This is a genomic window from Cupriavidus sp. 10L45 (genome assembly GCF_056395225.1).
This window is the reverse complement of the sequence record NZ_JBFTJC010000002.1, coordinates 512,134-537,365: the sequence shown is the minus strand read 5'-3', so window position 1 is coordinate 537,365 and position 25,232 is coordinate 512,134. Positions and strand designations below refer to the sequence as shown.

Genomic DNA, 25,232 nt, shown 5'->3' with positions numbered 1-25,232 from the left:
TGATATTCAGGATGAATTGTGGGTGAGAGACTCGGTCCGGTCAAATCATCGATCGGAAACCAGCCATGTCATCCCAGACCCTTGCCTCGGCGCCCGCGTCGACAAATCATCACTTCGGTGCAGGCCACCGCTGGAAAGTCCTCGGCGTGGGCGTCGCCGCCAATGCCAGCGTGATGGCCGGCGCCAGCGGCATTCCCACCACCGCCGTCTGGCTGCGGACGGGGTATCACTTCGACAACGCCGAGCTGGGCCTCGCCCTCGGGGCGCTCGGTTTCGGCGTCGCCCTGTCCGAACTGCCCTGGGGCGTGGCGGCGGACCGCTGGGGCGACCGCCCCGTGCTGCTCGGCGGCCTCGCCTCCACCGCCATCGCCCTGCTGGTCATGGCGCTCTGGCTCGCCCCGGCCGGTGGCCATGCGCCGCCGCTGGGCTGGCTGATGAGTGCGATGGCGGTCGTCGGGCTGTTGAGCGGGAGCGTCAATGGCGCGAGCGGTCGCGCCGTGATGCGCTGGTTCCGCGAAGGCGAACGCGGGCTGGCCATGAGCATCCGGCAGACGGCGGTGCCGCTGGGCGGTGGCATCGGCGCCCTTACGCTGCCGTGGCTCGCCTCGACAGTCGGCTTCGCATGGGTCTATGGATGGGTGGCGCTGCTGTGCGGCGTGTCGGCGTGGCTGACGTGGCGATGGCTGCATGAGCCGCCGGCGGCAGGCTGCGTGGCGTCACCGGCGTGCCGGGTTCCCACGGCGAATCCCCTGCGGCAACCGGGCATCTGGCGCATCGTCGCGGCCATCGGCCTGCTCTGCATGCCGCAGTTCGCGGTGCTGACGTTCGCGTCGATATTCCTGCACGACTTTGCGCACGCCGGGCTCGGCGTCATCACCGCCACCATGGTCGCCGTGCAGGGCGGCGCGATGGCAATGCGCGTATGGAGCGGGCGCTGGACCGACCGCCGTGGCAACCGTCGCGCCTATCTGCGCGGCTGCACGCTGGTGTCGGTGGCCGCCTTCCTGGTGCTGGCGGCCTGCGTCCAGGGCAGCGCCGGCAACGCCCACGGCCTGTGGATGGCCTTGCTGCCGGCGATGATCGCCCTCGCCGGCATCTGCGTCTCGGCCTGGCACGGCGTGGCTTATGCGGAGCTGGCCGCCATGGCCGGGGCCGAGCGCGCGGGCACGGCGCTCGGCATGGCGAATACCGCCGTGTTCCTCGGATTCTTCCTCACGCCACTAACCCTGCCGCACTGGCTCGCGGCCACCTCATGGCCGGTGGTCTGGGCCGGCACTGCTGTGATCGCGCTGATGGCGTGGCCGCTGTTTCCGGGAACGAAGCCCAGAATGTGAATCGCCCCCGGGGGACCGGGAGCGATTCACGATGCTGCGGGCTTACGATGCCAGCGAGGGCGAGATCCGGTTGTGGTCTTCGTCCTCCGGCTCCTCGTCCGGCCAGGAGCGTCCCACCATCCACTCGTACAGCGTCGGCAGCACGATCAGCGTCAGCATCGTTGCCGTAATCAGGCCGCCGATGATCACGATGGCCAGCGGGCGCTGCGTCTCCGCGCCAATCGCGCGCGAGATCGCCATCGGGAACAGGCCCAGCATGGCCAGCATCGCCGTCATCAGCACGGTCCGCAGCCGATCCATCGAGCCAGCCAGCACGGCCTCGCGCACGGACAGCCCTTCATCGCGCAACTGGTTGAAGTACGTCACCATCACCACGCCGTTCAGCACGGCCTGGCCGAACAGCGCGATAAAGCCGATCGCCGCCGAGACGGACAGCGGAATCCCGGTCAGGAACAGCGCGAACACGCCGCCGATCAGCGCGAACGGGATGTTCGAGATGATCAGCGTGGCACTCTTGAACGACTTGAACGCGTTGAACAGCAGCAGGAAGATCACCAGCACCGACAGCGGCACCACGATCGACAGCCGCGCCATGGCGCGCTCCTGGTTCTCGAACTCGCCGGACCAGCTGATTTTCACGTCCTCGGCGTTGACGTTCTTCTTCACCAGCGCCTGCATGTCCTTCACCACGCTACCCATGTCCCGGTCGTGGATGAAGATGCCGATCGACGTGGTGCGCTGGCCGTTCTCGCGGCTGATGTTCATGGCGCCCGAGGCGGCCCGGAACGTCACCAGTTGCGACAGCGGCACCTGCGCGCCATCGGCGGTCTGCATGAAGATGTTCGGCAGGTTCGGCAGTTCGCGCTCGCCCGCCTTCAGGCGCACGGCCACGCTGAAGTGGCGCTCGCCCTCCCACAGCTCCGTGGCGGCCTTGCCGGCCAGCGCGGTTTCCATCAGGTCCTGCACGTCGGCCACGTTGATGCCGTAGCGCGCCGCCTGGGCCCGATCGAACTCCAGCACGTACTGCGGCAGTTCGCCGTCGCGGTCGATGAACGCGCGCATCACGCCCTTGACCGACTGCACGTTCGCCAGGATCTGGTCCGCTACCTGCTTGTTCTGCTGCAGGCTGTCGCTCTGCACCTTGATCACGATCTGGCCCTTGATCTGGGAGATGCTCTCAAGAATGTTGTCGCGCACCGGCTGCGAAAAGTTCGGCTCGATGCCGGGCATCTGGCGCAGGTTGCGGTTGATTTCCTCGATGATCTTGCGCTTGTCGTAGCCGGCCCGCCACTTCTGGTCCGGCTTCAGGTCCACCAGAATTTCGACGGTGTTGATCAGCTTCGGATCCGTGCCGTCGTCCGGGCGGCCCACCTTGGAGATCGTGGTGTTCACCTCGGGCGTCTGGCGGATCACGGTCCGCAGCTTGCGCGCCTGGTCGCGGGCCTCATCCAGCGAGACCGACGCCGGCAGGTCGAAGCTGACCCACATCGAGCCTTCGTCCAGCTCCGGCAGGAACTCGCTGCCGAGGAACTTGCCCACGCCCACGGTGGCGACCAGCAAACCCAGCGCGATGCCAACCACCATCTTCTTGTGGTCCAGCGCCCACTTCAGCATCGGCTCATAGAGCCGCTTGCAGTGGCGCACCATGAAGTTGTCTTCGTGCGCGATGTTCTTCTTCAGCAGCAGGTGGCACAGCAGCGGCACCAGCGTCAGCGAGATGATCAGCGAGCCGATCAGCGCCCCGGTCACCGTATAGGCCATCGGCGCGAAGATTTTGCCCTCATGGCGCTGCAGCGTGAAGATCGGGATGTGCGCCGCGATGATGATCACCATCGAGAACACGGTCGGCCGGCCCACCTCGGTCGTCGCCAGCAGGATGGCGTTGAGCCGCGCCTTGTTGTCCTGGATCTGCTGCTCCTTCAGCTCGCCCAGCCGCTTGAAGATGTTCTCCACCACGATCACCGCGCCGTCCACGATGATGCCGAAGTCCATCGCGCCGAGCGACAGCAGGTTGGCCGGAATGCCCACCCAGGTCAGGCCGATGAAGGTGGAGAGCAGCGCCAGCGGAATCACCAGCGCCACGATGGCCGCCGCACGCACGTTGGCGAGGAACAGGTACAGCACCGCCATCACCAGCAGCGCGCCTTCCACCAGGTTGCCGAACACCGTGTGCAGGGTCTTGTCGATCAGCGTGGAGCGGTCGTAGTACGGCACGATCTTCACGCCCTTCGGCAGGATCGTGCTGTCGAGCAGGTCGATCTTCTGCTTCAGCGCGTCCAGCACGATCGACGGGTTCTCGCCCTTGCGCATCACCACGATGCCAGAGACGATATCGTCCTCGTCGTCCTGCCCCATCAGGCCCTGCGGCGGCGCCGAGCCCACCTTCACCTCGGCGATGCCCTTGACCAGGATCGGCGTGCCGTTCTTCTCGCTCACCACCACGTTGGCGATGTCCGCCGAGGTGCGGAAGCTGCCCAGTGAGCGCAGCAGGAACTGCTGCCGGCCATGCGCCACCGCGCCGCCGCCGGCGTTCGAGTTGCCACGCTGGAGCGCCGTGAACAGTTCGGACAACGAGATCCCCGCATCGCGCATCCGCGCCAGGTTCGGGTTCACCTCGTACTGCTTGATGCTGCCGCCAATCGTCACCAGGTCGGCCACGCCGGGCACCTGGCGCAGGTTCTTCTCGACCACCCAGTCCTGCAGCGTGCGCAGTTCCTGCGGCGAATAGCCCTTGCCGGTCAGCCGGAAACGATAGATTTCGCCGATGGCCGTGGAGAGCGGCGCGAGGTCCGGATGCACGCCGTCGGGCAGGTCCACGCTGCGCAGCCGCTCGATGATCTGCTGGCGGGCGGTGACGTCGGTGGCCTTGTCGTTGAACGTGACCATCATGAACGACAGGCCGAACTGGGTGTGCGAGAACACCCGCACCGAGTTCGGCGTGCCGGCCAGGGCGGTCTCGATCGGGATCGTGACCTGCCGCTCCACTTCCTCGGCCGCACGGCCCGGGTAGAGCGTGATGATGTTGACCTGGATGTCGGAGACGTCCGGGAAGGCCTCGATCGGCAGGTTCTTGAAGGCGGCCAGGCCGCCGGCGACGAAGATGATCAGGCCGAGCCAGACGAACAGCTTCTGGTGCAGCGCAAAGTTGACGATACGGGAGATCATGTGTCCGCCATTCCCTTACTTGGCGGACGCGCGCGCCGCATTGACCGCCGTGGCGTCACGCAGGATGTCCTGCAGATAGAGGTTGCCGTCGGTGACCACCACCTCGCCGTCGGTCAGCCCTTCCAGCACCTCGGTCATGCCCGGCAGTGACACGCCGGTCTTCACCAGGCGCCGCTCGAACGTGTTCGTGCCCTTGCGGACGAACACGTAGTTCTTGTTGTCAGCCAGGAACACGGCCTTCGACGGCACCGCGATCCCCTTGAACGAGGCGGCCTGGAGGCGCGCCGTGACGAACATCTCGGCCTTCAGGCGGCGGTCCGCGTTCGGCACGGTCAGCCGCACCTTGATGCTGCGCGACGACGGATCCACGTAATCGGCGATCTTGACCACGGTGCCCTGGAACGTCTCGCCCGGATAGGCGGCGCTGGTCAGTTGCACCGTCACGCCCGGCTTGAACAGGCCGAGGTCCGCCTCGGCCGCATCCACCTGGGCCCAGAGCGTGGTCGGGTCGGTGATCAGGAACAGCGGCGAGCTGGGCGCCTGGTCCGGGCGCAGTTCCATGCCCGTGTTGATATTGCGCTCCACCACCAGGCCCTCGATCGGGCTGCGCAGCGCGAAGCGCTGGTTCACCGCATCGCCACCGGCGGCCGCGCCGTACATGCGCAGCGCCGCCTGCGTGCGTTGCTGGTCGGCGGCGGCACGGGCGCTATCGGCCTGCGCCTGCTCCAGTTCCTTCTGGGCGACGATGCCGGCGCCATACAGCTCGCGCTGGCGTGCCAGGGACTTGGCGGCCACGGCGCTGTCGGCGGCGGCCTTGCGGGCATCGGCCTGGGCCAGGCCATAGTCGGGCGAGGTCAGCGTCGCCAGCGGCTGGCCGGCCTTCACGGTCGCGCCGGGTTGCACGAGGATGTCCATCACGCGGCCCGCGAACGGGGTGGTCACGCGTACGGTCTTGTCCTCGTTCCAGACCAGCCGGCCCGGCAGGCTCAGCATGCGGTCGCCGCCCAGCTTCACCGGCTGGCCGACGATGCCGGGCAGGGTCTTCACCGACTCCGGAAACTGGATGGTCTGGCCGCTGACCTTGGGGTCGTCATCAGCCACGGGTGCCTCCTTCTTGCCACAGGCGACCAGCGCCAGCGCGCAAAGTGACCCGACGGCTGCCAGGCGGAGAGGACGGAACCACTGGGACGAAGACAGCATGTTATGGACGCGACGCATCGGTACGGACCTGGGGAAGCTTGTTGATATCGGAATTGGTAGCTTGCAGCGCGGTGCGGTAGGCGGCCAGCGCCTTGGCGTAGTTGCCCTGCGCCTCGACGGCGTCCACGCGGGTCTGGCGCAGCGCGCGGCGCGCGTCGAGCAGATCCAGCACGCCCGTGGCACCCTTCGTGTACGCGAATTCGGCACTGTTCGCGACGGACTCGGCGGCCGGCAGCACGGCGGCCTGCATCTGCTGGAGCGTGGCGCGCGCGGCCTCTAGCTGGCTGCGCAGGCGCTCGATGTCGTTCTGCGCCTCCAGCAGGATGCGGTTGCGGTCGTCCAGCGCGGCGTAGTAATCCACCTCCGCGCGGCGGGCCTCGCCGCCATTGCTGTGCCGCACAAACAGCGGGATCGAGATGAACACGCCGTAGCTGTTGCCATCGCCATAGGTATTAGTGGGCGATTGCGGATAGTGCTCGGCCTGCGCGCCCACCGTCACATCGGGCACGCGGCCGGCGCGGGCCAGGTCGCGCGAGGCGGCGGCGGCGGCCAGCCGGGCTTCGGCGGCGGTCACGTCGGGGCGGCGTTGCAGCACGTCGGGGTCCACCGGTGGGACCGGGGTGTCCAGCGCCGGCCAGTCCGGCACGAGTCGGTTGTCGATCAGCGTGCCCGGCACACCGATGGCGGCGGCCAGGGCGGCCTTGTCGCTGGCGTGGTCAGCCTGGGCGTTGCGCAGGTCGCTCTGGGCGCGCAGCGTTTCCAGCTGGAGCTTGGTGACGTCGGCGCGGGAAATATCGCCGGCCTTCAGCCGGGTCTCATTGGCTTGCTGGGTGCGGGAATAGAGGCCGACGGTCTCGGTCAGCACTTCCAGCCGGGTCTGGCTGACCACGGCTTCGTACCAGGCCTGGTCCACCGCGCCGAGTTGCTGCGCCACGATGGCCTGGGTGGTCTCCCCGGCGGCGGCGCTGGCCTTGCGGGCTGCGTCCACGCGCAGGTTGCCCTTGTTGGCGGTTTCGATGACCTGATCGATGCGCAGCGTGGAATCCACCGTCTTGCTGCGCAGGCTGCCCGATCCCACCCCCGCATGCGGATTGATATTAGTGACACCGAGGCTCAGGACCGGATTCGGCCGTTGCGAGGCGATCTGGACATCGGCCTGGCTGGCTTCCTCGCCGCGCCGGGCGGCAATGATGTCGCGATTGCAGCGCTGGGCGTCAAGCCGCGCCTGGGCAAGTGTGAGCGTGGCCTTGGCCGGTGGCGGCACACAGGGGCCGTCTGGGGGCATCGGCTGGCTGGCGGCGTGGCCAGCAACGGCTGCCACGGCCAGCAGCACGGCCATGGCGGCGCGGGAAACTGAAAAATGCACGATCGGTCTGGCTCAATGTCACTTCGGTCTGACGTAAACGACCGTGCCAGCCGAACGGTGCACCGGGCGGGCGATTTTCTTTCATCGCTCCCCGGGAACCCGCTCTTTTAGCCGCGCTGCCTTGCCGCGCACGATCTCCCGTGCGCATTCAATCGCAATCTCATTACAAACGGCTTTCATCTTGTCGGCATTCCCACCCAAATTCGCCCAACGTGTGGGTCGGGAAAACACCGATTGGCGCTGCGCCCGGTTCAGGCGGAGGTGGCGGATGAGGCGGATGGCGCCGCTGGGCCCGGCGCTGCGGCGACGATCCGCAGCGCACGTTCGAGCACCGGGCGGTCCACCATCTTGCCGTCCACGGCGATGGCCGCGCCCTGCGCGGCGGCGGCTTGGTCCACCACGCGCCGTGCCCACGCCACTTCCTGGGCAGACGGCGCCAGCGCCGCATGCACGCCTTCCACCTGGTTCGGATGGATCAGCAGCTTGGCGCCGAAGCCGAAGCGGCGGCCCCGGGCGGTGTCGTCCGCCAGCGCCTCGGCATCGCCGATGGCGGTGCAGACCCCGTCGACCGGCGCCGGCAGCCCGGCCGCGCGCGAATGGAGTACCAACTCGCTGCGGAAGTGATGCAGCGGCTCGCCATCGTCAGCCACGTCGAGATCGAACATCAGGTCGATGCTGCCGAACACCAGCCGGGTGACGCCGGGCGCGCGCGCCACGTCGTACAGGTCGGCAAACCCGGCGGCGGTCTCCAGCAGGGCATGGCAGTGGGCGCCCGGCAGCTCGGCGTGGAGGGCGGCCAGCGCGGTGGCATCGGCCTTCGGCAGCATGATCTGGCGCACCTGATGCGCCCGGCACCAGGCGAGATCGTCGGCGAACCATGCGGTATCGGCGCCGTTCACGCGCACAAAAAGCTGCACGCCGCCGACCTGGGCGGCAGTCCGCAGGCCGCTCCAGGGGTCGGACAGCCCCGCGCGGGCCTCGGCCTTGGCATCGGGGGCGACGGCATCCTCCAGGTCGACAATGACCGCATCGGCGCCGGCCGACAGGGCCTTGCCGATGCGCTCGGGGCGGGAGGCGGGAACGAACAGGTAGCTGCGCGGTACGCGGGGGGTAGTCATGGTCGGCTCCTGATCAAACCACGCCGTCGGCGTGAAGTTGGGCCACTTGCGCGGCGGAACAGCCGATTTCCGACAGGATGGCATCGGTATGCTCGCCGACTGCGGGAATCGGATCCATGCGCGCATCGGTCAGGCCCGGCGGCAGCAGCGCCGGGATCTCGCCGACCGGCGACGCCACGGTGCGCCACCGCTCCCGGGCGGCCAACTGCGGGTGGTGCCAGACATCGGCCATGGTATTGACGTTGGCGTTGGCGATCTTGGCCTCCTCGAGCCGCTGCACCACCTGCTCCGCCGTCATATGCGAGAACGCTTCGACGATCCGCGCCCGCAACTGGGCGCGGTTGGCGCTGCGCAGGCTGTTGGTGGCGAACGCGGCATGCGTGGCCAGCGCCGGCTCGCCCAGCACGGTCTTGCAGAAGACCGACCACTCCCGCTCGTTCTGCAGCCCCAGCATCACGGTCTTGCCGTCGCCGGTCGGGAACGGCCCGTAGGGGTAGATGGTGGCGTGGGCGGCGCCTGCGCGCGGCGGCGGCTCGGCGCCATCGAACGCGTAGTACATCGGGAAGCTCATCCACTCGACCATCGACTCCAGCATCGACACGTCGATCCGCTTGCCGCGCCCGGTCTGGCCGCGCTCGATCAGCGCCGCCAGGATATTGCTATAGGCGTACATGCCGGCGGCGATGTCCGCCACCGAGGCACCCGCCTTGACGCCCTCCTCGGCCGTGCCGGTCACCGAGACGAACCCCGATTCGCTCTGCACCAGCAGGTCGTAGGCCTTCTTGTCCCGGTAGGGGCCGTCGCCGCCGTAGCCCGAGATGTCGCAGACAATCAGGCGCGGATAGCGGGCCGAGAGCGTCTCGTAATCCAGCCCGAGCCGGGCCGCCGCGCCCGGGGCGAGGTTCTGCACCAGCACGTCCGCGCGCTCCAGCAGCCCTTCCATCACCGGCGCGGCGCCGGGCGCCTTCACATCCAGCGTCAGGCTTTCCTTCGAACGGTTGGTCCAGACGAAGTGCGAGGACAGGCCGCGCACGCGCGTGTCGTAGGCGCGGGCGAAATCCCCCGGGCCGGGCCGCTCGATCTTGATCACGCGTGCACCGAGGTCCGCCAGCTGGCGGGTGCAGAAGGGCGCGGCAATCGCCTGTTCGAGGGAGATGACGGTAATGCCGGCTAGGGGTCGGGTCATGGCGATGGGTCCGGGGGTGCTCGATGCCGCCAATCTACCCGCGCGCCCCGACTATGTGAAATAGGGATTGCCGAAGCCTCCATAAGTAGAATCAATACCCTCAACGAGACGACACCCGGCGAACGGGGCAGGAGGCAGCAGCGATGGACATCCGGGCAATGCGGTATTTCGTGGCGATCGTCGACCACGGCAGCCTGACGCGCGCCGCCGAGGTCGTGTGCGTGGCGCAGCCGGCGCTGAGCCAGCAACTGGCCGCGCTCGAGGAGGAATTCGGCGTGCCGCTGGTGCATCGCGGCGCCAAGGGCGTACGGCCGACCGAGGCCGGCAAGACACTTTATCGTCACATTCGCAATATCCTGCGCCAGGTCGAGATGGCCGGGGCGGACGTCCGGGTGGCCGGCTCGGAAATCTCCGGCAACGTCGCCATCGGCCTGCCGACCACGGCGGCGGCGGCTTTCGGCATGCCGCTGGTGCGGGCCGTGCGGCAGCGCTATCCGCAGGTGCGGCTGCAACTGTTCGAGAGCATGAGCGGCTATATCTCCGAGCTGCTGAACCAGAACCGGCTCGACTTCGCGATCCTGTTCCGCGACACGGCGTCGCGCGCTGTGGAGCCCGAACCGCTGGCCAGCGAACCGCTCTACCTGATCGGCACGCCGCCCGGGCGCGCCACCCGCTCGGCCACCATCGCACTGAAGGCCCTCGACGGCATGCCGCTGGTGCTGCCCAGCGGCTCGCAGGGCCTGCGCGAGGTGGTGGAGCGCAGCTGCGCCAAGGCCGGTATCGCCCTGAACGTGGTGGCGGACCTCGATTCGCTGCCCTTCCTGCTGGCCGCCGCCCGCGAGGGGCTGGCCTGCACGGTGCTGCCGGCGTCGTCGCTGGGCGAGAGTCCGGGCGCAGAAGGGAATGGGGATGGGGCTGGCGATGCCGAGGGGGGCATCGGGCGTCGCCTGATCCTGCCGGAGTTGCGCCGCACGCTGTCCCTGTGCTGGCCGCGCGCGCTGCCGCGTTCGAATGCGGCCGAAGCCGTCGCCGACATCCTGCGGGAGATCGTTGCAGCGCGCATCGCCCAGGGCGGCTCGCTGGCGCCGCCGCCCGCCCCTACGGCACCTGCCAGCCGATAAGAAATCCTTATGGCCATAGTCGGCGATTGAATTTCTCCTGCGCACCGGCCTCGGCTAGAGTGGGCGCCAGCATGGGCGGGACCGACATCCCAGATAACCGCCCGCCATAGGAGACAACAATGCTTCGCACCCTTCCCGCCCTCGCCGGCATGGCCGTGGCTCTCACGCTGGCCGCCGTGGGCAGCGCCCACGCCGACACCTATCCCAGCAAGCCCATCCAGATGATCGTGCCCCAGGCGCCGGGCGGCACCAACGATATCGTCGCCCGGCTGGTGGCCGCCGATCTGTCGCAGCGCCTGGGCCAGCAGGTGGTGGTCGAGAACCGTCCCGGCGCCGGCGGCAACATCGGCACCCAGGCCGCCGCGCGCGCCACGGCCGATGGCTACACGCTGCTGATGACCATCAGCAGCACGCAGGCGATCAACCCGTCGCTCTATCGCCAGATTCCGTTCGATCCGATCAAGGACTTCGAGCCGATCGCCCCCGTGGCGACGGTGCCGAACGTGCTGGTCGTGAATCCCGCGTTCCCGGCCAAGTCGATGGCGGAGCTGATCACGATGGCCAAGGCCAAGCCGGATTTCTATCGCTATGCGTCGGCCGGCAATGGCACGCTGAACCACCTGCTCGGCGAGATGCTGAACAGCATGGCCGGCATCAAGCTTGAACATGTGCCCTACAAGGGTGTGGCGCCGGCGCTGAACGACGTGCTCGGCAACCAGGTGCCGATGGCCTTCGCCAGCCTGCCCTCGGTGCTGGCCCATATCAAGGCCGGCAAGGTGCGGGCGCTGGGTGTGAGTTCGGCCAAGCGGTCGCCATTCGCGCCGGACATCCCGGCCATCAGCGAAACCGTGCCCGGCTATAGCGGCGATCTCTGGGTTGGCCTGTTCGCCGTGCGCGGCACGCCGAAGGCGGTGACGGAGAAGCTCGCCAAGACCTTGCAGGCCGCGCTGGCCGACGCACCGCTGCGCGACAAGCTCGCCGCGCAGGGCGCCGAGGTGCTCATCGGCACGCCGCAGCAGTTCTCGACCATGTTGCGTGCGGATATCGACAAATGGGGCAAGATCGTCAAGGCCTCGGGCGCCCAGGTCGACTGAACGGCGTTAGCCGTAGCCCCTCAGTCGCGGTCCTGCACCGCGCGCAGCAGCGTCAGCCGGGTCTTGCCGTCAGGCATGAAATGCGTGCCGAAGCGCACCAGCCCGGCGCGGCGCAGGTGGCAGGTCATCGTGAAACTCAGCAGCATCCCGGGCTCGGTATCGTCGATGTCGATATCGATGCCCCGGAGCCTCGGCTCGTAGCGCAGCAGCGTGGTTTCAATCTCCCGCTTGAGCGTGTGGGCCGACGCGGGCAGGTGCCGGTAGATGCGCGACAGGTCGCCCAGCCCATAGTCCGGCAGATGAGCCAGCCCGCCGCGCCGACTGTTCAGAATGCGCTGGATATTGTCCTGGACGGACAGGAAGGTCTGCGTCGCCAGATCGAATTCCTCGACCGGCACCCCATTCGCGAAATGCCCTGTCACGGCCTCGAACAGGCCCGGACCGCCGGCCATTACTGGCCAGCCTCATCGAATTCCAGCCCGATGCCGTCTGCGTCCGAGAAGGTCAGCCGGATCGTGGCCGGGGCGCTCGTCTCCGCTGTCTTGTTCCCCATTCTTATTAGCAGCTCGCGGGCCAGCACCGGCAGGATCTGCTGGTCGAGCAGGCTGTCGATATTGCGCGCGCCGGTGTCCGGCAACAGGCAGGCGGCGACCAGCGCGTCCACCAGCCCATTGTCGTAACGCAGCGGCACGCCGAACCGGCGCGCCACCCGCTCGCTCACCTTATCCAGCTTCATGCGTACGATTGTCGCCATCGGCCCGGCGGCCAACGGCCGGAACACCACGGTCTGGAAGCGCGCCAGCAGCGCGGGCTGGAAATGCTCGACCAGCGTCGGGCGGATCGCCTCCATCAGCATGCCGGGGGTCGCCGCGCCGCCGGCCTCGGTCACGGCGTCCGTGGCGGCCAGGATCTGGTCGCTGCCCAGGTTCGACGTCATCACGATCACCGTGTTGCGGAAATCGATCACCCGGCCTTCGCCATCGCGCATAAAGCCACGGTCGAACACCTGATAGAACAGGCTCAGCACGTCGCGGTGGGCTTTCTCGACCTCGTCGAGCAACACCACGCTGTAGGGGCGCTGGCGCACCGCCTCGGTCAGGACGCCGCCCTCGCCGTAGCCGACGTAGCCGGGCGGCGAGCCCTTCAGCTGCGACACCGTATGCGCTTCCTGGTATTCGGACAGGTTGATGGTGATCAGCGCCCGCTCGCCGCCGAACATCAGGTCGGCCAGCGCCCGCGCCGTCTCGGTCTTGCCGACGCCCGAGGGCCCCACGAGCAGGAACACGCCGATCGGCGCGTCCTCGGCCTTGAGCCCCGCCTTCGCCGCCCGCAGCCGCTTGCCGAGCGCTGCGAGCGCCTCGTCCTGACCCACCACCACGCTGCCCAGGTTGGCCTCCAGGTCCAGCAGCGTGGCCAGTTCGCTGGCCAGCAGGCTCTCGGCCGGCACGCCGGTCCAGTCTGCGATGACTTCGGCAATCGCGTGCTCATCCACCTCGGCGCGGATCAGGGCGGCCTGCCCGGCCGAACCCACCGCGCGGTGAGCGGCTTCGATCGATGGGGAGAGGTCCTGCCGCAGCGCCTCGTCCGCGGCCTGCCATTGGCGACGCAGGCCGAACAGGGTTTCCGTTGCGGCCTTCTGGGCGGCGAGCGTCTGCGTGAATCGGGCGAGGTCGCCGTCCAGCGCCTCCAGCCGGCTGTCGATGGCGCCGATCCGTGCGGCGTCACGGATGCCCGTGGCGCCCTCGTCCTGCGCCAGCGCAGCCCGCTCGGTCTCCAGCGCCGCGCGCTCGGCCTCGCACCGGGCGAAGGCAATCGGCGTGGCGTCCTGGCTCATGCGCACCCGCGCGGCGGCGGTATCGAGCAGGTCGACCGCCTTGTCGGGCAACTGGCGCCCGGTCAGGTAGCGGCGCGAGAGGCGCACGGCGGCGACGACCGCCGCATCGGTGACATGCACGTCATGGTGCCGCGCATAGCGCTCCTTGAGGCCGCGCAGCATCAGGCACGCGGCCGCGTCGTCGGGCTCGTCCACCTTCACCATCTGGAAGCGGCGTTCGAGTGCCGCGTCCCGTTCGAAATACTGCTTGTACTCGGACCACGTGGTCGCCGCGATGGTCCGCAGCTCGCCCCGCGCCAGCGCCGGCTTCAGCAGGTTGGCCGCGTCGGCGCCGCCAGCGCTGTTACCTGCCCCGATCAGCGTATGGGCTTCGTCGATAAACAGCAGGATTGGCGTCGGCGACTGCTGCACCGCCTCGATCACCTGCTTGAGCCGCTGCTCGAACTCGCCCTTGACGCCGGCGCCGGCCTGCAACAGGCCGAGGTCAAGCGTCAGCACACTGGTGTTGGCGATGATCGCCGGGACATCGCCCTCCGCAATACGCAGCGCGAGCCCCTCGACCAGTGCGGTTTTGCCGACGCCGGGCTCGCCCACGAGGATCGGATTGTTCTTACGGCGCCGCGCGAGGATGTCGATCATCTGCCGGATCTCGACATCACGGCCAAAGACCGGATCGATCTGCCCGGCACGGGCCTTGGCGGTGATGTCGATGGTGAAGCGGCCCAGCACCGGGTTGTCGGGGAGGTGCGCCACGGCCGGGGTGTCGGTCGGAAGGGGAAGGATCTCGGGCAGCCCGTGCGCCTCGCTCGATATCTGATCCAGCTCCGGCATCAGTCGTTCGATCTGCGCGGCGGTGATGCTGAGCAGCGGCCAGGCATCCGGCGCGCGCAGCCAATGCGGCGCTTCCACCAGCGCGGCGAGCAGGTGCGCCGAGCGAATGTCGGTGTCACCCGGTGCCGTCGCAGCGAGCGACGCACGCATCCATGCCGCCTCCAGCCACTGCCCCACGCGCGGCGAGAGCCCGGGCCGGCCGCGCAGGTCATGCGGCAGGCGGTCGATGGCGACGAGCAAGGCATTCCAGATGGCATCGACATCGATTTCATAGCGCCGCAGGATCGCCAGCAGGTCGCCCTCGCCCAGTTCGAGCAGCTTGATCAGCCAGTGCTCGACCTCGATGTCCCGGTGGGCGCGGGTTTCGCAAAGGCTGGCCGCCTCGGTCAGCGCGCGGGCGCAATGGGGGTTCAGGCGGCGCAGGAACGGGGAATGGTCGCGGGCAGTCATGAGGGAGGGATGGCGATGGGCGGGAAGAATGCGGGGTCGAGGGATGGGGCGGCCGGCGGCGCGGCCGAGGGGCCGGCGCGAGGCCGGCCCGACCTTACTCAGGCACGCTCGTTCCAACTATCGGCGTGGATGATGTTGCCGTCCTTGTACGACCAGGTGATCTTCTCGTAGCGCAGCTCGATGCTCTCGAGGTGGTTGTGCTTCTCGAAGGCCGGGCTCTTGATGTCGTGCATCTTCGGCGTGACGCCGACCACCTTGACGTTCTCGAGCTTGGTGTTGAAGTACTCCTTCTCCTTGCCGGCGTCGTCGATCTTGTACCAGCGAATCTCCACCGCCTTCAGCGTCTGGCCGCTGGAGACGGCCTTGTAGAGATACGGCGTCGAGGCGTCGGTCTCCTTGGTGAAGACGATCGGCTCGTGCACGCGCGTGCCGGTCAGCTTGCCGGTGTTGGCGTCCGTCGGGATCTTGACCGCGTGATCGAACGCCACCACTTCGACGCTGCCCTCGCGGCCCGAAACCGTGACCGAACCCTTGATGTCGGCGCCACCATCGTCCTTGATCCACATGTATGCGGGAATTGCCATTTACTTACTCCTTCTGCTGAAATGAACAGGCCGACTGGCCAGAAGTGACCCGATCGCCGTCACGGCAATCGGGAACAAGGGTAATTTCCACACGGCGATTGGCGGCGCGGCCCGCCTCCGTGTCATTGCCCGCCTTCGGGCGGGTGTCGCCGTAGCCTTGCGTCGCGAAATGCGTCAACGGCAAGCCGGCGGCATCGGCCAGCCAGTTGCGGACGGACACCGCGCGGGCCTCCGACAGGCGCAGGTTGCTGCGCGGGTTGCCGGTGGCATCGGTATGGCCGGCCACCAGCACGCGCTTGTCCGGATGCGCCCGGATCATTTCCAGCGCACCGATCAGCACGCGGTTGGAGCCGGGATTCAGGGTGGCGCTCCCGCTGCGGAACAGCGACAGGCTGTCCAGCTCGATCGTGGCCGGCGGCGGAGGCGGCGGGCGGTAGCCGGCGATCAGCGTGTCGATTGGCGCACGCAGCGCGGCCCCGCGATACAGACCGAGGCCGAGCCGCAGCGGCACGCCGTTGCGGGCGTGGCGGTCGAGTTCGTCCCGGTCGCGTTTGATGACCTTGAGCGCATCGATACGCGCGGCGTCCTGTGCCGGCGCCAACGCGCGATAGCGGTCCATATTGCCGGTGACGCGCGCCACCAGCGCCCGGTTCTGCCACGCCGAGGCGGCCGCAGCCGCGCAGAACGCCACCGCGAGCCACGCGAAGCCATGCGCCAGCGCACGTGGCAGCGCGCGCCGCGCCGGCTGTCGACCGATGCCACGGATCAACGGGTCCGGCAGTGGGTAGCGACCGCTGCCGCCCTCTTGTGCCGGGCGGGCTCCGACCAGACCGGTGATGCGGGCCACGGCACTGGCAAACAGCGAGTTGTCGGCTGGCGTGCCGCATACCGCGATCGCGCCGACAGCGGCCACCTGCACCGGCCTTCCCGTACGGTGGCCGTCGCGGCTGTCGTCCCGTAAGCGCGGCAACAACGTCGATTGCGCCCATCTGGCTAGGGCGTGCAGCCGATTAGCGCGATACCAACGTGCGGCGCGGTCGGCCGGCTTGGCGGCGCGGGCGTACTGGTCGAGGCTCGCCGCGACTTGCGCGATCCATGCCTCGTCCGCCGGCATCGCTTCGCCAGACATACCGAACCATGGGCTTTCGTCCGGCGGACCTGCGGCGTCCTCGCCGTAGACCGCGATGCACACTGGCAGCGGATAGCCGACGGCGCGGCTCGCCTCGCCAATCGCGTGACGCAAACGGCCGAGGCGCGCGCTCAGCGTTGCGGCGTCTCGGATCCGGTCGGCGGCGGTCAGGCACACCACGGCGTCCGGGCCCTGCCCGTCGCGCCAGCGCTTCAGGGCATCCGCCACGTGAGCCAGCCGCGACGGGTCGCCCACACGTACCCAGATCGCGGACTCGGTGATACGGACCAATTCGTCGCCGAATGCCCGCACCAAAGCGCCGTCCGGCTCACCAACGGCGAGCACGAGCGGCGTATTCCGGCGCATGTCGCCGGGCAATACATCGAGTGACGCGTTCACGGCGACCAGCACCGCCTGCGAGGCCTGACGGCCAGCACGCCCGCGCCGCGTGGCGACAATCATCGCCACCAACATCAGCGCCACGACGAACAGCCCCAGCAGCAAATTCCACGTGGTCGACCACGGCGAGCTGAATCCGAGCCACGCCAGACAAAGCGCCGCGATCCAGCCGGCCAAGGTGCGATAGGGATAACCGGTCACGTCGCGCCCTTCAAACAGCCAGCCGCGCGATGGCCGCGTCGAGCCAGCGGTCCAGCGCCAGATAGACCAGCCCGGCGCCAACGAGCGCCAGCACCACCCATGCAATCGGCGAGATGCGCCTGCCGGCGCGTGCCTTGCCGTGGGTGACAATGACCGGCCCGTTGCCCTGGTCGAGCCCCGCGCGCGCCAGTCGCTCATCGAGCGCGCGCAGCAATGCGGCGCGGTCCGTGGCGCCGTTCAGGGCGAATCGCCCCTGGAAGCCCAGCCCAAGCACCACATGGAAGACCGCGAGCAACGGCAGCACCGGTTGGGGCGCTGCGAGGCGCCGTTCGATGCGGTCGATCAGCGCGTCACCCGCGTCGTGACTCTGGAACTCCTTGACTTGCAAGGGCTCGTGCTCCCACTCGTCCCGGCTCGCCCCTTCCAGGTGGCGGAGCGCGAACTCGTCGATCAGCGCGCATTGCGCATAGATCGCGTCCTCGACGACATCCGGGGATTGCCCCGCCGCCCGGAGTTCCTCACGCAGCCGGGCGATATGGCCCAGGCACGTTTCACGGAACGCCGCGAAGGTCACGGGCCTGTCCCCGCCGGCCAGCGAAGCGACAGTCAGGGCCGTATCGCGTAGCGCGAGCGGAAAGATCGGAAGCGAAGTTGTCATGCCGGCAATACCGCGAAGAGTTCGAGCGAGACGTCCGGCACGGAAGCCGGCACATAGAACTGGCACGCCCGCGCGTCGAGCATGCGCCGGAACGCCGGGTGGGCACTGTCAAGCGCGAAGTACTGGTTTTCGATCCGCACGGGAATGGCGGCAGGCAGGCGCGACATCGTCCGCAACGGAATGCCGGGCAGCGCCGAGTTGACGATCTGCGAGACTTCATCCGGCGCCCCCGCCTTGCAAAGGCGCGGCAGTTGTTCGAGCAAGGCGTGCGCGGGCATGCCCGCCTGCACCGACAGGTAGTACTCGGTGCCCTCGACCAGGCGCTCATCGAGGATCTTGCCGTCCCAGATCGTGGGCCGCAGCCGTTCCAGCGCGACCGGCACGACGCGTGACGGCACTACCGCATCCACCAGCCGTCGAATCATCGACTCCAGTTCCGCGAATACGGGCTCTGGCGCCATGTGGTCGTAGGCCGGAATGGCCTGCAGGGTCTCCGTGGTCGAGAACGTCAGCAGCGCGCCCGCCAGCCGGGCCAGCACACGGTAGAGTTGCTCGGGATGCTGCTGCGGGGCCGCGCGCAGCCGCGCCAGCTCCGGCCAGGCACTGTTGACACTGTGCAGCAGCCAGAACAGCGCCACATCGGCCACGGCGTAATCGGCCATCTGGTCGGAACGCTCGCGCCGGCGCACGCCCAGGCTCGCACTCTTTGCGCTGAGGATGGTCGACAGCCGTGCCATGCGGGCGGTCAGCTGCTCGCTTGCGGACAGGAACAGGCTTGGCGGCACGTAGGCCGGATCGAGTTCGATCTGGCCCTGCGGCGTCCGGATAAGCCGAGCGATCGGGCAGGTCACGTAGTCGCCTTGTGCCTCGCCGTCGAACAGCAGGGCCAGTGCGTGACGTTCGACGCTGATTTCCTCCTTGCCCTCACCGTGCAGGTCGGCGACCTCCAGGTACTCACGCACGAAGCGGCGTGGCCGCGCCGGCCGTTCGCCATCGTCGACGCAATTGCCACCCAGCGCGTCCATCAGCGGCAGCCCGATCAGGACCACCGCCGAGTCTGCACCGGCCGGCAGATCGGCCAGATCGCGCGCGGGAGGCGTCCGGTCGGCCGTCTCCGTGTCGATCACGGTGCCATCCGGCAGGCGTGCGGCAAGCGAACTCACCGCCAGTCGATTCACTGTCAGTGCCTGGGAATCGATGACGACGCGCACGACGCCCCATGGTTCCGGGGTGGCGATACGCGCAATCTGCTCGCCGGCGTGGCGCTCCCATAGCGCCTGCTGCTGGAAATGCTGCGGCGTCATAAAGATGCCCTGCGCCCACAGCGGTCTTGTGATCTTCATGGTATCGGGCCGATTCCGCTTCAGTTCTTCGCCTTGGGCATCTGCGAGACGAGCGACAGGTTGATGTCCATCCCCTCGATCTGGAAATGCGGCACGATGAACAGCTTCACGCGGAAGAAGCCCGGGTTGTCTTCGATATCCTCGACAATGACCCGCGCGTCGCGCAGCGGGTGCGATGCCTGCAGTTCGTCGCCCGGATCGGTCATCTCGGTCACGAGCGTCTTGATCCAGCTGTTCAACTCCAACTCGAGGAGGCGGCGGTCCTTGGTGGTGCCGATGTTCTCGCGCTGGATCAGCTTCAGGTAATGCGCAATGCGCGACAGCAGGAAGATGTACGGCAGGCGCGCGTTGACACGACTGTTGGCGGTGGCTTCCTTGGTGTCGTACAGCGCCGGCTTCTGGGTCGAATGCGCCGAGAAGAAGCACGCGAAATCGTGATTCTTGTAGTACGACAGCGGGATGAAGCCAAGGTTGGCGAACTCGAACTCGCGCGTTTCCGGAATCAACACCTCGGTCGGGATCTTGGCCTGGTTGCCGGTGCCCAGGTCATAGAGGTGAATCGGCAGGTCCTCGACCAGACCGCCAGCCTGCGGCCCCCGGATCTGCACGCACCAGCCGTTCTTGATGAAGCTCTGCACCATGTTCGCGGCGAACGAGAACGATGCATTGGCCCAGAGGTAACGGTTGTGATCCGGCCCCTTGACGGCTTCCGTATAGTTGAACGCCCGGACCGGCACGGTTTCCGGACCGTACGGCAGGCGCGCCAGGAAGCGGGGCAGCGTCAGGCCGATGTAGCGCGCGTCGTCGGACTCGCGGAAGCTCTTCCACTTCAGGTATTCGGCGCGGTCAAAATAGTTGCCGATGTCGCGGATCGCGGCCACGTCCTCCATCGACGTCTTGCCGAAGAACTCCGGCGCCACCGCGCCGACGAACGGCATGTGCGCGGCCGCCGACACCTTCGAGATATTGCGCAGCAGGGCGATGTCCTGCGGGCTGCGGTCGAACGCGTAGTTCGAGATGATCGAGCCGATCGGCTCGCCGCCCGGCGTGTCGTACTCCTGGATATAGGTGTGCAGGTACAGGCCGCTCTGGATCACCTCGGGGGTGTCCTCGAAGTCCTGGCGCAGCGCTTCCTTCGAGACATCGAGCACCTCGATCTTCACGTTCTTGCGGAAGTCAGTGCGATCGACCAGGAACTTCAGGCCGCGCCAGGCCGATTCGATCTCCTGGAACGTCTCGTGATGCATGATGGCATCGAGCTGCCGGCTGATCTTCTCGTCCAGATGGGCGATGTGGAAGTCGAGCAGGCTCTTGTCGAGCCGGTCCACCTGCTGTGACGAGTCCTGAATCATCTTCAGGAACACGTGCATGGCCTGCGCCACGCGCTCGTCGAGCGACGATTCGGACAACGCATCGGCGCTCTGGAACGACTCCACCGGCCGCGTGCTGCGGACCGGCGACAGGTTGATCTTCTCGCAGAGCGCCTCATAGACGCTCTTGCCCGGTGCGTCGAGGACGGCGGCAGCGGCGGCGCTATCGGCGGCGCTATGGGTACGTGCGGACAGTTCGTGCTTCTTTTCCATGGGGAAAATCCTCGGGTAACGGGTTACTGGGCGGAGGCGGGAGCCGGGGCAGCCTGGCCGATCTTCTGCAGATCGGCGCGCAGGCGTTCGGACAGCCCGGGGTCCTTGAGGATCTTCTCGAGCTCGCGGCGAAACATCGCGTTGTCGAGCAGGTTCGACTTGAGATCGCGCAGCAGATTGCGCGCCGCCATCAGCGCGCGCAGCTCGGGCACCTTGCCGGCGACTACCTCCGGCTTGAAGTCATCCATGGAATGGAAGTCGAGATCAACGGGCAGCTCGGAGCCATCGGCGGCGAGCGTGTTCTCGACGGCAATCTTCGCCCGCGGATTGAAGTCCGCCAGGACCGCATTGAAGTTGTTCTTGTTGATGGAAACCTTCTCCCGCTCCGCCAGCGCGCGGGTGTCCTGCCCATTACTGTAGTCGCCCATCACCAGCAGCTTCAGTGGCAATTCCACCTTCTTCTGCGCGCCGCCGGTATGCAAATCCAGCTTGATGTTGACCCGCGCCTTGGGCACTTCGTTCTGGAAGCTCTCTGCCATTCTCGCTTCCTTCTCCAACAGGTTTTCAATCCGCACGGCACTCGATTCGTCGATCGCCGCATGGCCGGTAGACACGCAAGTGCGGGAGACTATCTTTTTTATTTCCCGCTGTATTTAGGTGACTTCCTAAAATTCGTCGGATTTTTGATCTTTTTTATCTAAATCAATAATTCGATCCAGTCCTATTTTCCTGAAAGCCACAAGACGGTAAGGTGCGGCGCGCAGGAGCATGTCGCTTGCGAAGCGGCACGCCTGACCTGTTACGCCGGATTGCCCGGCCTTGGAGAGAGACGATGTCGGGTGGGGTTGCAACACTGAAGGCATACGGGGAAGCGCTGCTCAAGGGACTGGGCGGTGGCCAGCAGTCTTACTTCCTGAAGGTGCCGGGCGCGGAGACCGCCGTGGGTCTGTCGGTGGTGTCGTTCGAAGCGGTGGAGAAGCTCGGCGCTCCCTACGCCGTCACTGTCCAGCTTACGCATCCGCTGGAGCTTGAGCGCGCCAGCTACCTCGGCAAGCCCGCGACATTCGAGATCGACCCTGGTGATGGCACCGAGCCGCGCAAGTTCGCGGGTTGCATCACGCAGTTCTCCAAGACGAAGCAGACGCAGGATTTTCACGGCTACCAGATGGTGGTGGAACCGCTAGTGGCACGGCTTCGGCTGACCCAATCCACCCGCATCTACCAGCACCAGACCGCGCCCCAGATCATCGAGGCGATCCTGCGGCGGCACGAACTGGTTGGTCACCAGTTCGCTTTCAAGCTTCGGCGCGAGTACCCGCAGCACCCGTTCCGCTTGCAGTACCAGATGTCCGATTGGGACTTCATCCGGCTACTGATGGAGCAGGAAGGGCTCTATTCCTATTTCCTGCCGGGGAAATTCGGCGAGATGGTGGTGTTTGGCGACGACATCGACCATTACCTCTACAAGCCTGAATTGCGTGTGCCCTATCGGGAATCGGCCGGGCTTGAGGCCGGCATCGAAGCCGTCTTTGGCATTCGTACTAATGCTAAAACGGTCCCCGAATCGTTCCTCGTGGCAGATTACAACCCGGATCTGGCATGGGAACCCTTGAAGGGCGAAGCCAACGTTGCGAGGAAGGACAAGACCACTTACGGGCAACCGTATGTCTTCGGTACGCATCACCTTGATTTCGATGGTGCCAAATGGGAAGCGCAGCTTCGTCATGAGGCGGCGATGGCGTCTCAGGTCGAATACGAGGGCGAGAGCAACGTCCTGGAACTGCGTCCGGCGCGGATCCTGAGAATGGATCTCGACTTGCCCGACGCCCCAAACGGGCAGGTCATCACCGAAGTCACCCACACCGGCGCGCGCGATGCGGCGTATCGCAATACCTTCAAATCGATCCCATCCGATCGTCGCTTCCGGCTGCCGCTGGATGAGGCCAACTGGCCAAAGATCGCAGGCACGCTGAGCGCCCGCATTACCTCACCCAGCCAATACACGTACGCCTACCTGACGCAGCAGGGCTACTACACCGTCCGCTTCGACTTCGATTTCGAGAAATGGCCCGGTGGTGGTGAGTGCGTGCCACTGCGGCTGGCAAAGCCATTCGCCGGCGCATTCCAGACAGGATTCCACTTTCCGCTGATCGACGGCACCGAAGCCGCCATCGCGTTCCGGGACGGGAACCCGAACAAGCCCTACATCGCCCACGTCCACCACAACAGCCGTCAGACGGACCTGATCACCAATCACGACCGCTGGCTGTCGCGCAACGTCATTCGTACGCAGAGCGACAACAAGCTCGAGTTCGAGGACTGGGAGGGCCAGGAGCACGTCAAGCTGTCCACGGAGCATTCCGGCAAATCGCAGCTGACACTTGGCCATATGGTGGATGGGAAGTGGAAGAAGCGGGGGGAGGGGTTCGAGCTGCGGACGTCTGGTTGGGGGGCGATTCGGGGCGGTAAGGGGTTGTTTATCTCGGCGGATGACCAGCCAAAGGCAAACGGTCAACAACTCGAAATGGAAGCGGCGCGACGCCTCCTTGATCAAGCACTGCAACAGAGCGAGGCGCTGGCGTCAGCGGCTTCGGTAGCAGAAGCCAGTGCCGCCGATTGCAGACGGCAAAAGGCGCTGCTTGACGAGACGCTCGCGGACCTCGGAAAGGCAGGCGTGCTTGTCAGCGCACCCGCCGGCATAGCACTGGCCTCAGGCAGCGACCTGCAACTGACCGCCATCGACAATCTGATTCTCACGTCCGGAAACCAAGCGGATCTGAGCGTTCTCAAACGCTTCACCCTGGCTGCGGGAGAGATGGTGTCGCTGTTCGCCCAAAAGCTCGGCATCAGGCTGATCGCGGCGAAGGGCAAGATCGAGATGCACGCGCAGTGCGACGAGATGACTCTTCGTTCCGGAAAGGACATGACCATCAAGAGCGGCAACGGACGGGTCGTCATCGAAGCAAAGGAGGAACTGCTGCTCAAGTGCGGTGGCTCATACCTGCGCATGTCGTCTACCGGCATCGAAGACGGTACGCGCGGAGACCGCACCGTCAAGTCCGCAGCATTCAGTCGGCAAGGCCCCTCTTCCCTCGCACAGCAGATGAACAGTCTTCGCACAACTGCATTCAACGACCCCTTTGTCCTGCATAGCAGAATTACCGGTGAAGTGCTTAAGCGTCATCCCTACGAGATCGTCCGGGGCGACGGCAGCCGCATAAAGGGGATCACGGACGAGCACGGGCGCACGCAGATGCAGAAGAGCGACGATGTCGAGGGTGTCGAGATCCGAATCCTGCGGAAAGCGAGAGGCACAGCGTGAACCGGATTTCCATTGATTTGCGTCAGCTCACACCACAGGACTGAATAATGGCTGTCGATTTCTCACTACTGCCTGAGTCCACTTCTGCAAAGGTCCGACCGCCTTCCCGACTGCTATGGTCTGTGCTCTTCATCGGCATGCTCTTGCTGGGCGTCGCCGTTGTATTGCTATGTTGGCCGGCAGACTTGCCAACCAGCACTCCGGCATTCTGGATTAGCGTCATTGGCTTCCCTATAGGGGTGCCGGCCTGGATTGTCCTGCGCCGCTTCAGTGCTTACGAAGGCAAGCAGCTTGACGCTTCTTTGCACAATGAAGTCGTCCAGGCCTATAACACGCAGGTTTTCCAGGCGGCAAGCGTGCCACTCAGGATCCTTGGGGCAGCGACGCGCTTCTCGTCATACCCCGAAGAGCAGGACCTCGCTCGCGTACGCTCGGGCGCCCTGCGTCTTGCCGTCCAAGCCCCGATTGCCGATACAGGCGAGCCAGTCAAGGCGCGGTGGCTAGTCACACCCGGCATGCGAACCTCGGCGGGACGAGCAGAGGACGATCGTCGTCGGCGTCGGGAAGTCACAGCATGGTTGTTCGATGAGTTGCTTGCAGAGATCTCAGACAAGATCCAGTCCCTGCCGATGCAACTAGACATCGCGGTTCGGCTGCATATTGCCAATCAGTTCACGCCACGGGAGAACGAAGCGTTGTGGCAGGAGCGTTGGCACGCGAAGCCGCTGCGGGCTACACAAACACCGGTCAGCGATGCGCCACCCAGTCTCATGTTCCTCGACCAATGGATGGACGCAGCGCTCGAAGGCGAGGCCGACTGCGCGATCCTGCTCGTCTCCGTGCAACTGCACGGCCTGTTGGCGGACACACCACCAGCAGGCACCGCGGAGGCAGGCGTTGCGCTATTGCTGGTCCCTGAATCGCATGCATCCAAGCATCGGCTCTCAGGCGTCGCCGCGCTGCATCGCCCGGTCAGAGGCAGGTTCTCCGATGCGCGCGAAGCGATCTCCCGCGCATTAATGTGGGGCGGCCTATCCGGTGACCGAACTGTGGGCGGCTGGCAGACCGGCGTCTCCGCCAGCGAGGCGGGACGTTTGCGTGAGGCGTCGTTGGCGTTGGGCATGCATGGGCGCCCAGTTGAGATCGATCAAACCATCGGCGATGCACGCGCGGCGGCACCATGGCTTGCCATAGCGTGCGCAGCCTTGTCGATGGGTGGTAACGGGCAGTGTCCGGTGATTTTTGTCGGTGAGCCGGACCGGTTCGACTGCGCCATCCTGAAGCCGATCGACCGATGACGGCGTTCAGATCCGA

Annotated in this window: 18 protein-coding genes; 5 read left to right on the top strand and 13 right to left on the bottom strand. The window is 66.5% G+C overall.

Annotated elements, in window-relative coordinates; translation table 11 throughout:
- Nucleotides 1-65 precede the first annotated feature (65 nt).
- Nucleotides 66-1,334: an MFS transporter gene (locus AC1DFU_RS05870; RefSeq protein WP_441591363.1), complete on the top strand. Its 1,269-nt coding sequence runs from the start codon at nt 66-68 to the stop codon at nt 1,332-1,334.
- Nucleotides 1,335-1,376: 42 nt separating this feature from the next.
- Here AC1DFU_RS05870 and AC1DFU_RS05865 read toward each other — a convergent pair whose 3' ends face one another.
- The 5 genes from AC1DFU_RS05865 to AC1DFU_RS05845 all read right to left on the bottom strand — a co-directional run bounded on the left by AC1DFU_RS05865 (nt 1,377) and on the right by AC1DFU_RS05845 (nt 9,369).
- Entirely contained in the window at nt 1,377-4,499 is a 3,123-nt protein-coding gene (locus AC1DFU_RS05865; protein ID WP_092293479.1) for an efflux RND transporter permease subunit, read from the bottom strand.
- A gap of 15 nt (nt 4,500-4,514) precedes the next feature.
- A complete protein-coding gene (locus tag AC1DFU_RS05860) occupies nt 4,515-5,699 on the bottom strand; it encodes an efflux RND transporter periplasmic adaptor subunit (protein WP_369823404.1) in 1,185 nt (394 codons plus the stop codon).
- A gap of 1 nt (nt 5,700) precedes the next feature.
- Nucleotides 5,701-7,038, bottom strand: coding sequence for a TolC family protein (locus tag AC1DFU_RS05855; RefSeq protein WP_092293483.1), 1,338 nt, complete (start codon nt 7,036-7,038; stop codon nt 5,701-5,703).
- A gap of 278 nt (nt 7,039-7,316) precedes the next feature.
- Nucleotides 7,317-8,183: an HpcH/HpaI aldolase/citrate lyase family protein gene (locus AC1DFU_RS05850; RefSeq protein WP_441591362.1), complete on the bottom strand. Its 867-nt coding sequence runs from the start codon at nt 8,181-8,183 to the stop codon at nt 7,317-7,319.
- Nucleotides 8,184-8,196: 13 nt separating this feature from the next.
- Nucleotides 8,197-9,369, bottom strand: coding sequence for a CaiB/BaiF CoA transferase family protein (locus AC1DFU_RS05845; protein WP_441591361.1), 1,173 nt, complete (start codon nt 9,367-9,369; stop codon nt 8,197-8,199).
- A 143-nt stretch (nt 9,370-9,512) separates the two neighbouring features.
- Here AC1DFU_RS05845 and AC1DFU_RS05840 point away from each other — a divergent pair, with 143 nt between their 5' ends.
- Both AC1DFU_RS05840 and AC1DFU_RS05835 read left to right on the top strand, forming a co-directional pair.
- Nucleotides 9,513-10,490: a LysR substrate-binding domain-containing protein gene (locus AC1DFU_RS05840; protein ID WP_441591360.1), complete on the top strand. Its 978-nt coding sequence runs from the start codon at nt 9,513-9,515 to the stop codon at nt 10,488-10,490.
- A gap of 119 nt (nt 10,491-10,609) precedes the next feature.
- Nucleotides 10,610-11,584 carry a Bug family tripartite tricarboxylate transporter substrate binding protein gene (locus tag AC1DFU_RS05835; protein ID WP_092293491.1) on the top strand — a complete coding sequence of 325 codons (975 nt, stop codon included), beginning with the start codon at nt 10,610-10,612 and terminating at the stop codon, nt 11,582-11,584.
- A 20-nt stretch (nt 11,585-11,604) separates the two neighbouring features.
- Here AC1DFU_RS05835 and tssE read toward each other — a convergent pair whose 3' ends face one another.
- The 8 genes from tssE to tssB all read right to left on the bottom strand — a co-directional run bounded on the left by tssE (nt 11,605) and on the right by tssB (nt 21,135).
- Nucleotides 11,605-12,036, bottom strand: a complete 432-nt coding sequence (gene tssE / locus AC1DFU_RS05830; protein WP_092293493.1) for a type VI secretion system baseplate subunit TssE — start codon at nt 12,034-12,036, stop codon at nt 11,605-11,607.
- Nucleotides 12,036-14,699, bottom strand: a complete 2,664-nt coding sequence (gene tssH / locus AC1DFU_RS05825; protein WP_441591359.1) for a type VI secretion system ATPase TssH — start codon at nt 14,697-14,699, stop codon at nt 12,036-12,038. Before tssH ends, tssE begins: the two co-directional genes overlap by 1 nt.
- A gap of 98 nt (nt 14,700-14,797) precedes the next feature.
- Entirely contained in the window at nt 14,798-15,283 is a 486-nt protein-coding gene (locus AC1DFU_RS05820; protein WP_092293497.1) for an Hcp family type VI secretion system effector, read from the bottom strand.
- Between the two features lie 4 nt (nt 15,284-15,287).
- Complete coding sequence (locus AC1DFU_RS05815; RefSeq protein WP_441591358.1) at nt 15,288-17,012, bottom strand: OmpA family protein; 1,725 nt, start codon at nt 17,010-17,012, stop codon at nt 15,288-15,290.
- A 10-nt stretch (nt 17,013-17,022) separates the two neighbouring features.
- Nucleotides 17,023-17,670 carry a DotU/TssL family secretion system protein gene (locus AC1DFU_RS05810; RefSeq protein ID WP_092293499.1) on the bottom strand — a complete coding sequence of 216 codons (648 nt, stop codon included), beginning with the start codon at nt 17,668-17,670 and terminating at the stop codon, nt 17,023-17,025.
- On the bottom strand, nt 17,667-19,013 hold the full coding sequence (tssK, locus tag AC1DFU_RS05805; protein WP_092293501.1) for a type VI secretion system baseplate subunit TssK: 1,347 nt from the start codon (nt 19,011-19,013) through the stop codon (nt 17,667-17,669). The genes AC1DFU_RS05810 and tssK overlap by 4 nt, the downstream gene beginning before the upstream one ends.
- A gap of 20 nt (nt 19,014-19,033) precedes the next feature.
- The gene (gene tssC, locus AC1DFU_RS05800; RefSeq protein WP_092293503.1) at nt 19,034-20,596 is read right to left on the bottom strand and encodes a type VI secretion system contractile sheath large subunit; all 1,563 of its coding nucleotides are present in this window, start codon (nt 20,594-20,596) and stop codon (nt 19,034-19,036) included.
- Between the two features lie 23 nt (nt 20,597-20,619).
- On the bottom strand, nt 20,620-21,135 hold the full coding sequence (gene tssB, locus AC1DFU_RS05795; RefSeq protein ID WP_441591374.1) for a type VI secretion system contractile sheath small subunit: 516 nt from the start codon (nt 21,133-21,135) through the stop codon (nt 20,620-20,622).
- A gap of 293 nt (nt 21,136-21,428) precedes the next feature.
- On the opposite strand from tssB, the gene AC1DFU_RS05790 reads away from it, so the two are divergent.
- Nucleotides 21,429-23,918 carry a type VI secretion system Vgr family protein gene (locus tag AC1DFU_RS05790; protein WP_441591357.1) on the top strand — a complete coding sequence of 830 codons (2,490 nt, stop codon included), beginning with the start codon at nt 21,429-21,431 and terminating at the stop codon, nt 23,916-23,918.
- A 47-nt stretch (nt 23,919-23,965) separates the two neighbouring features.
- The gene (locus AC1DFU_RS05785) at nt 23,966-25,216 is read left to right on the top strand and encodes a hypothetical protein (protein ID WP_441591356.1); all 1,251 of its coding nucleotides are present in this window, start codon (nt 23,966-23,968) and stop codon (nt 25,214-25,216) included.
- Nucleotides 25,217-25,232 lie beyond the last annotated feature (16 nt).

Excerpts from the sequence above, each read along its gene's own strand:
- AC1DFU_RS05870 (WP_441591363.1), top strand. The coding sequence starts at position 66 with ATGTCATCCCAGACCCTTGCCTCGGCGCCCGCGTCGACAAATCATCAC.
- AC1DFU_RS05840 (WP_441591360.1), top strand. The coding sequence starts at position 9,513 with ATGGACATCCGGGCAATGCGGTATTTCGTGGCGATCGTCGACCACGGC.
- AC1DFU_RS05850 (WP_441591362.1), bottom strand. The coding sequence starts at position 8,183 with ATGACTACCCCCCGCGTACCGCGCAGCTACCTGTTCGTTCCCGCCTCC.
- AC1DFU_RS05865 (WP_092293479.1), bottom strand. The coding sequence starts at position 4,499 with ATGATCTCCCGTATCGTCAACTTTGCGCTGCACCAGAAGCTGTTCGTC.
- AC1DFU_RS05855 (WP_092293483.1), bottom strand. The coding sequence starts at position 7,038 with ATGGCCGTGCTGCTGGCCGTGGCAGCCGTTGCTGGCCACGCCGCCAGC.
- tssH (WP_441591359.1), bottom strand. The coding sequence starts at position 14,699 with ATGACTGCCCGCGACCATTCCCCGTTCCTGCGCCGCCTGAACCCCCAT.
- AC1DFU_RS05820 (WP_092293497.1), bottom strand. The coding sequence starts at position 15,283 with ATGGCAATTCCCGCATACATGTGGATCAAGGACGATGGTGGCGCCGAC.
- tssB (WP_441591374.1), bottom strand. The coding sequence starts at position 21,135 with ATGGCAGAGAGCTTCCAGAACGAAGTGCCCAAGGCGCGGGTCAACATC.
- tssC (WP_092293503.1), bottom strand. The coding sequence starts at position 20,596 with ATGGAAAAGAAGCACGAACTGTCCGCACGTACCCATAGCGCCGCCGAT.
- tssK (WP_092293501.1), bottom strand. The coding sequence starts at position 19,013 with ATGAAGATCACAAGACCGCTGTGGGCGCAGGGCATCTTTATGACGCCG.
- AC1DFU_RS05860 (WP_369823404.1), bottom strand. The coding sequence starts at position 5,699 with ATGCTGTCTTCGTCCCAGTGGTTCCGTCCTCTCCGCCTGGCAGCCGTC.
- tssE (WP_092293493.1), bottom strand. The coding sequence starts at position 12,036 with ATGGCCGGCGGTCCGGGCCTGTTCGAGGCCGTGACAGGGCATTTCGCG.
- AC1DFU_RS05790 (WP_441591357.1), top strand. The coding sequence starts at position 21,429 with ATGTCGGGTGGGGTTGCAACACTGAAGGCATACGGGGAAGCGCTGCTC.
- AC1DFU_RS05845 (WP_441591361.1), bottom strand. The coding sequence starts at position 9,369 with ATGACCCGACCCCTAGCCGGCATTACCGTCATCTCCCTCGAACAGGCG.
- AC1DFU_RS05835 (WP_092293491.1), top strand. The coding sequence starts at position 10,610 with ATGCTTCGCACCCTTCCCGCCCTCGCCGGCATGGCCGTGGCTCTCACG.
- AC1DFU_RS05810 (WP_092293499.1), bottom strand. The coding sequence starts at position 17,670 with ATGACAACTTCGCTTCCGATCTTTCCGCTCGCGCTACGCGATACGGCC.
- AC1DFU_RS05785 (WP_441591356.1), top strand. The coding sequence starts at position 23,966 with ATGGCTGTCGATTTCTCACTACTGCCTGAGTCCACTTCTGCAAAGGTC.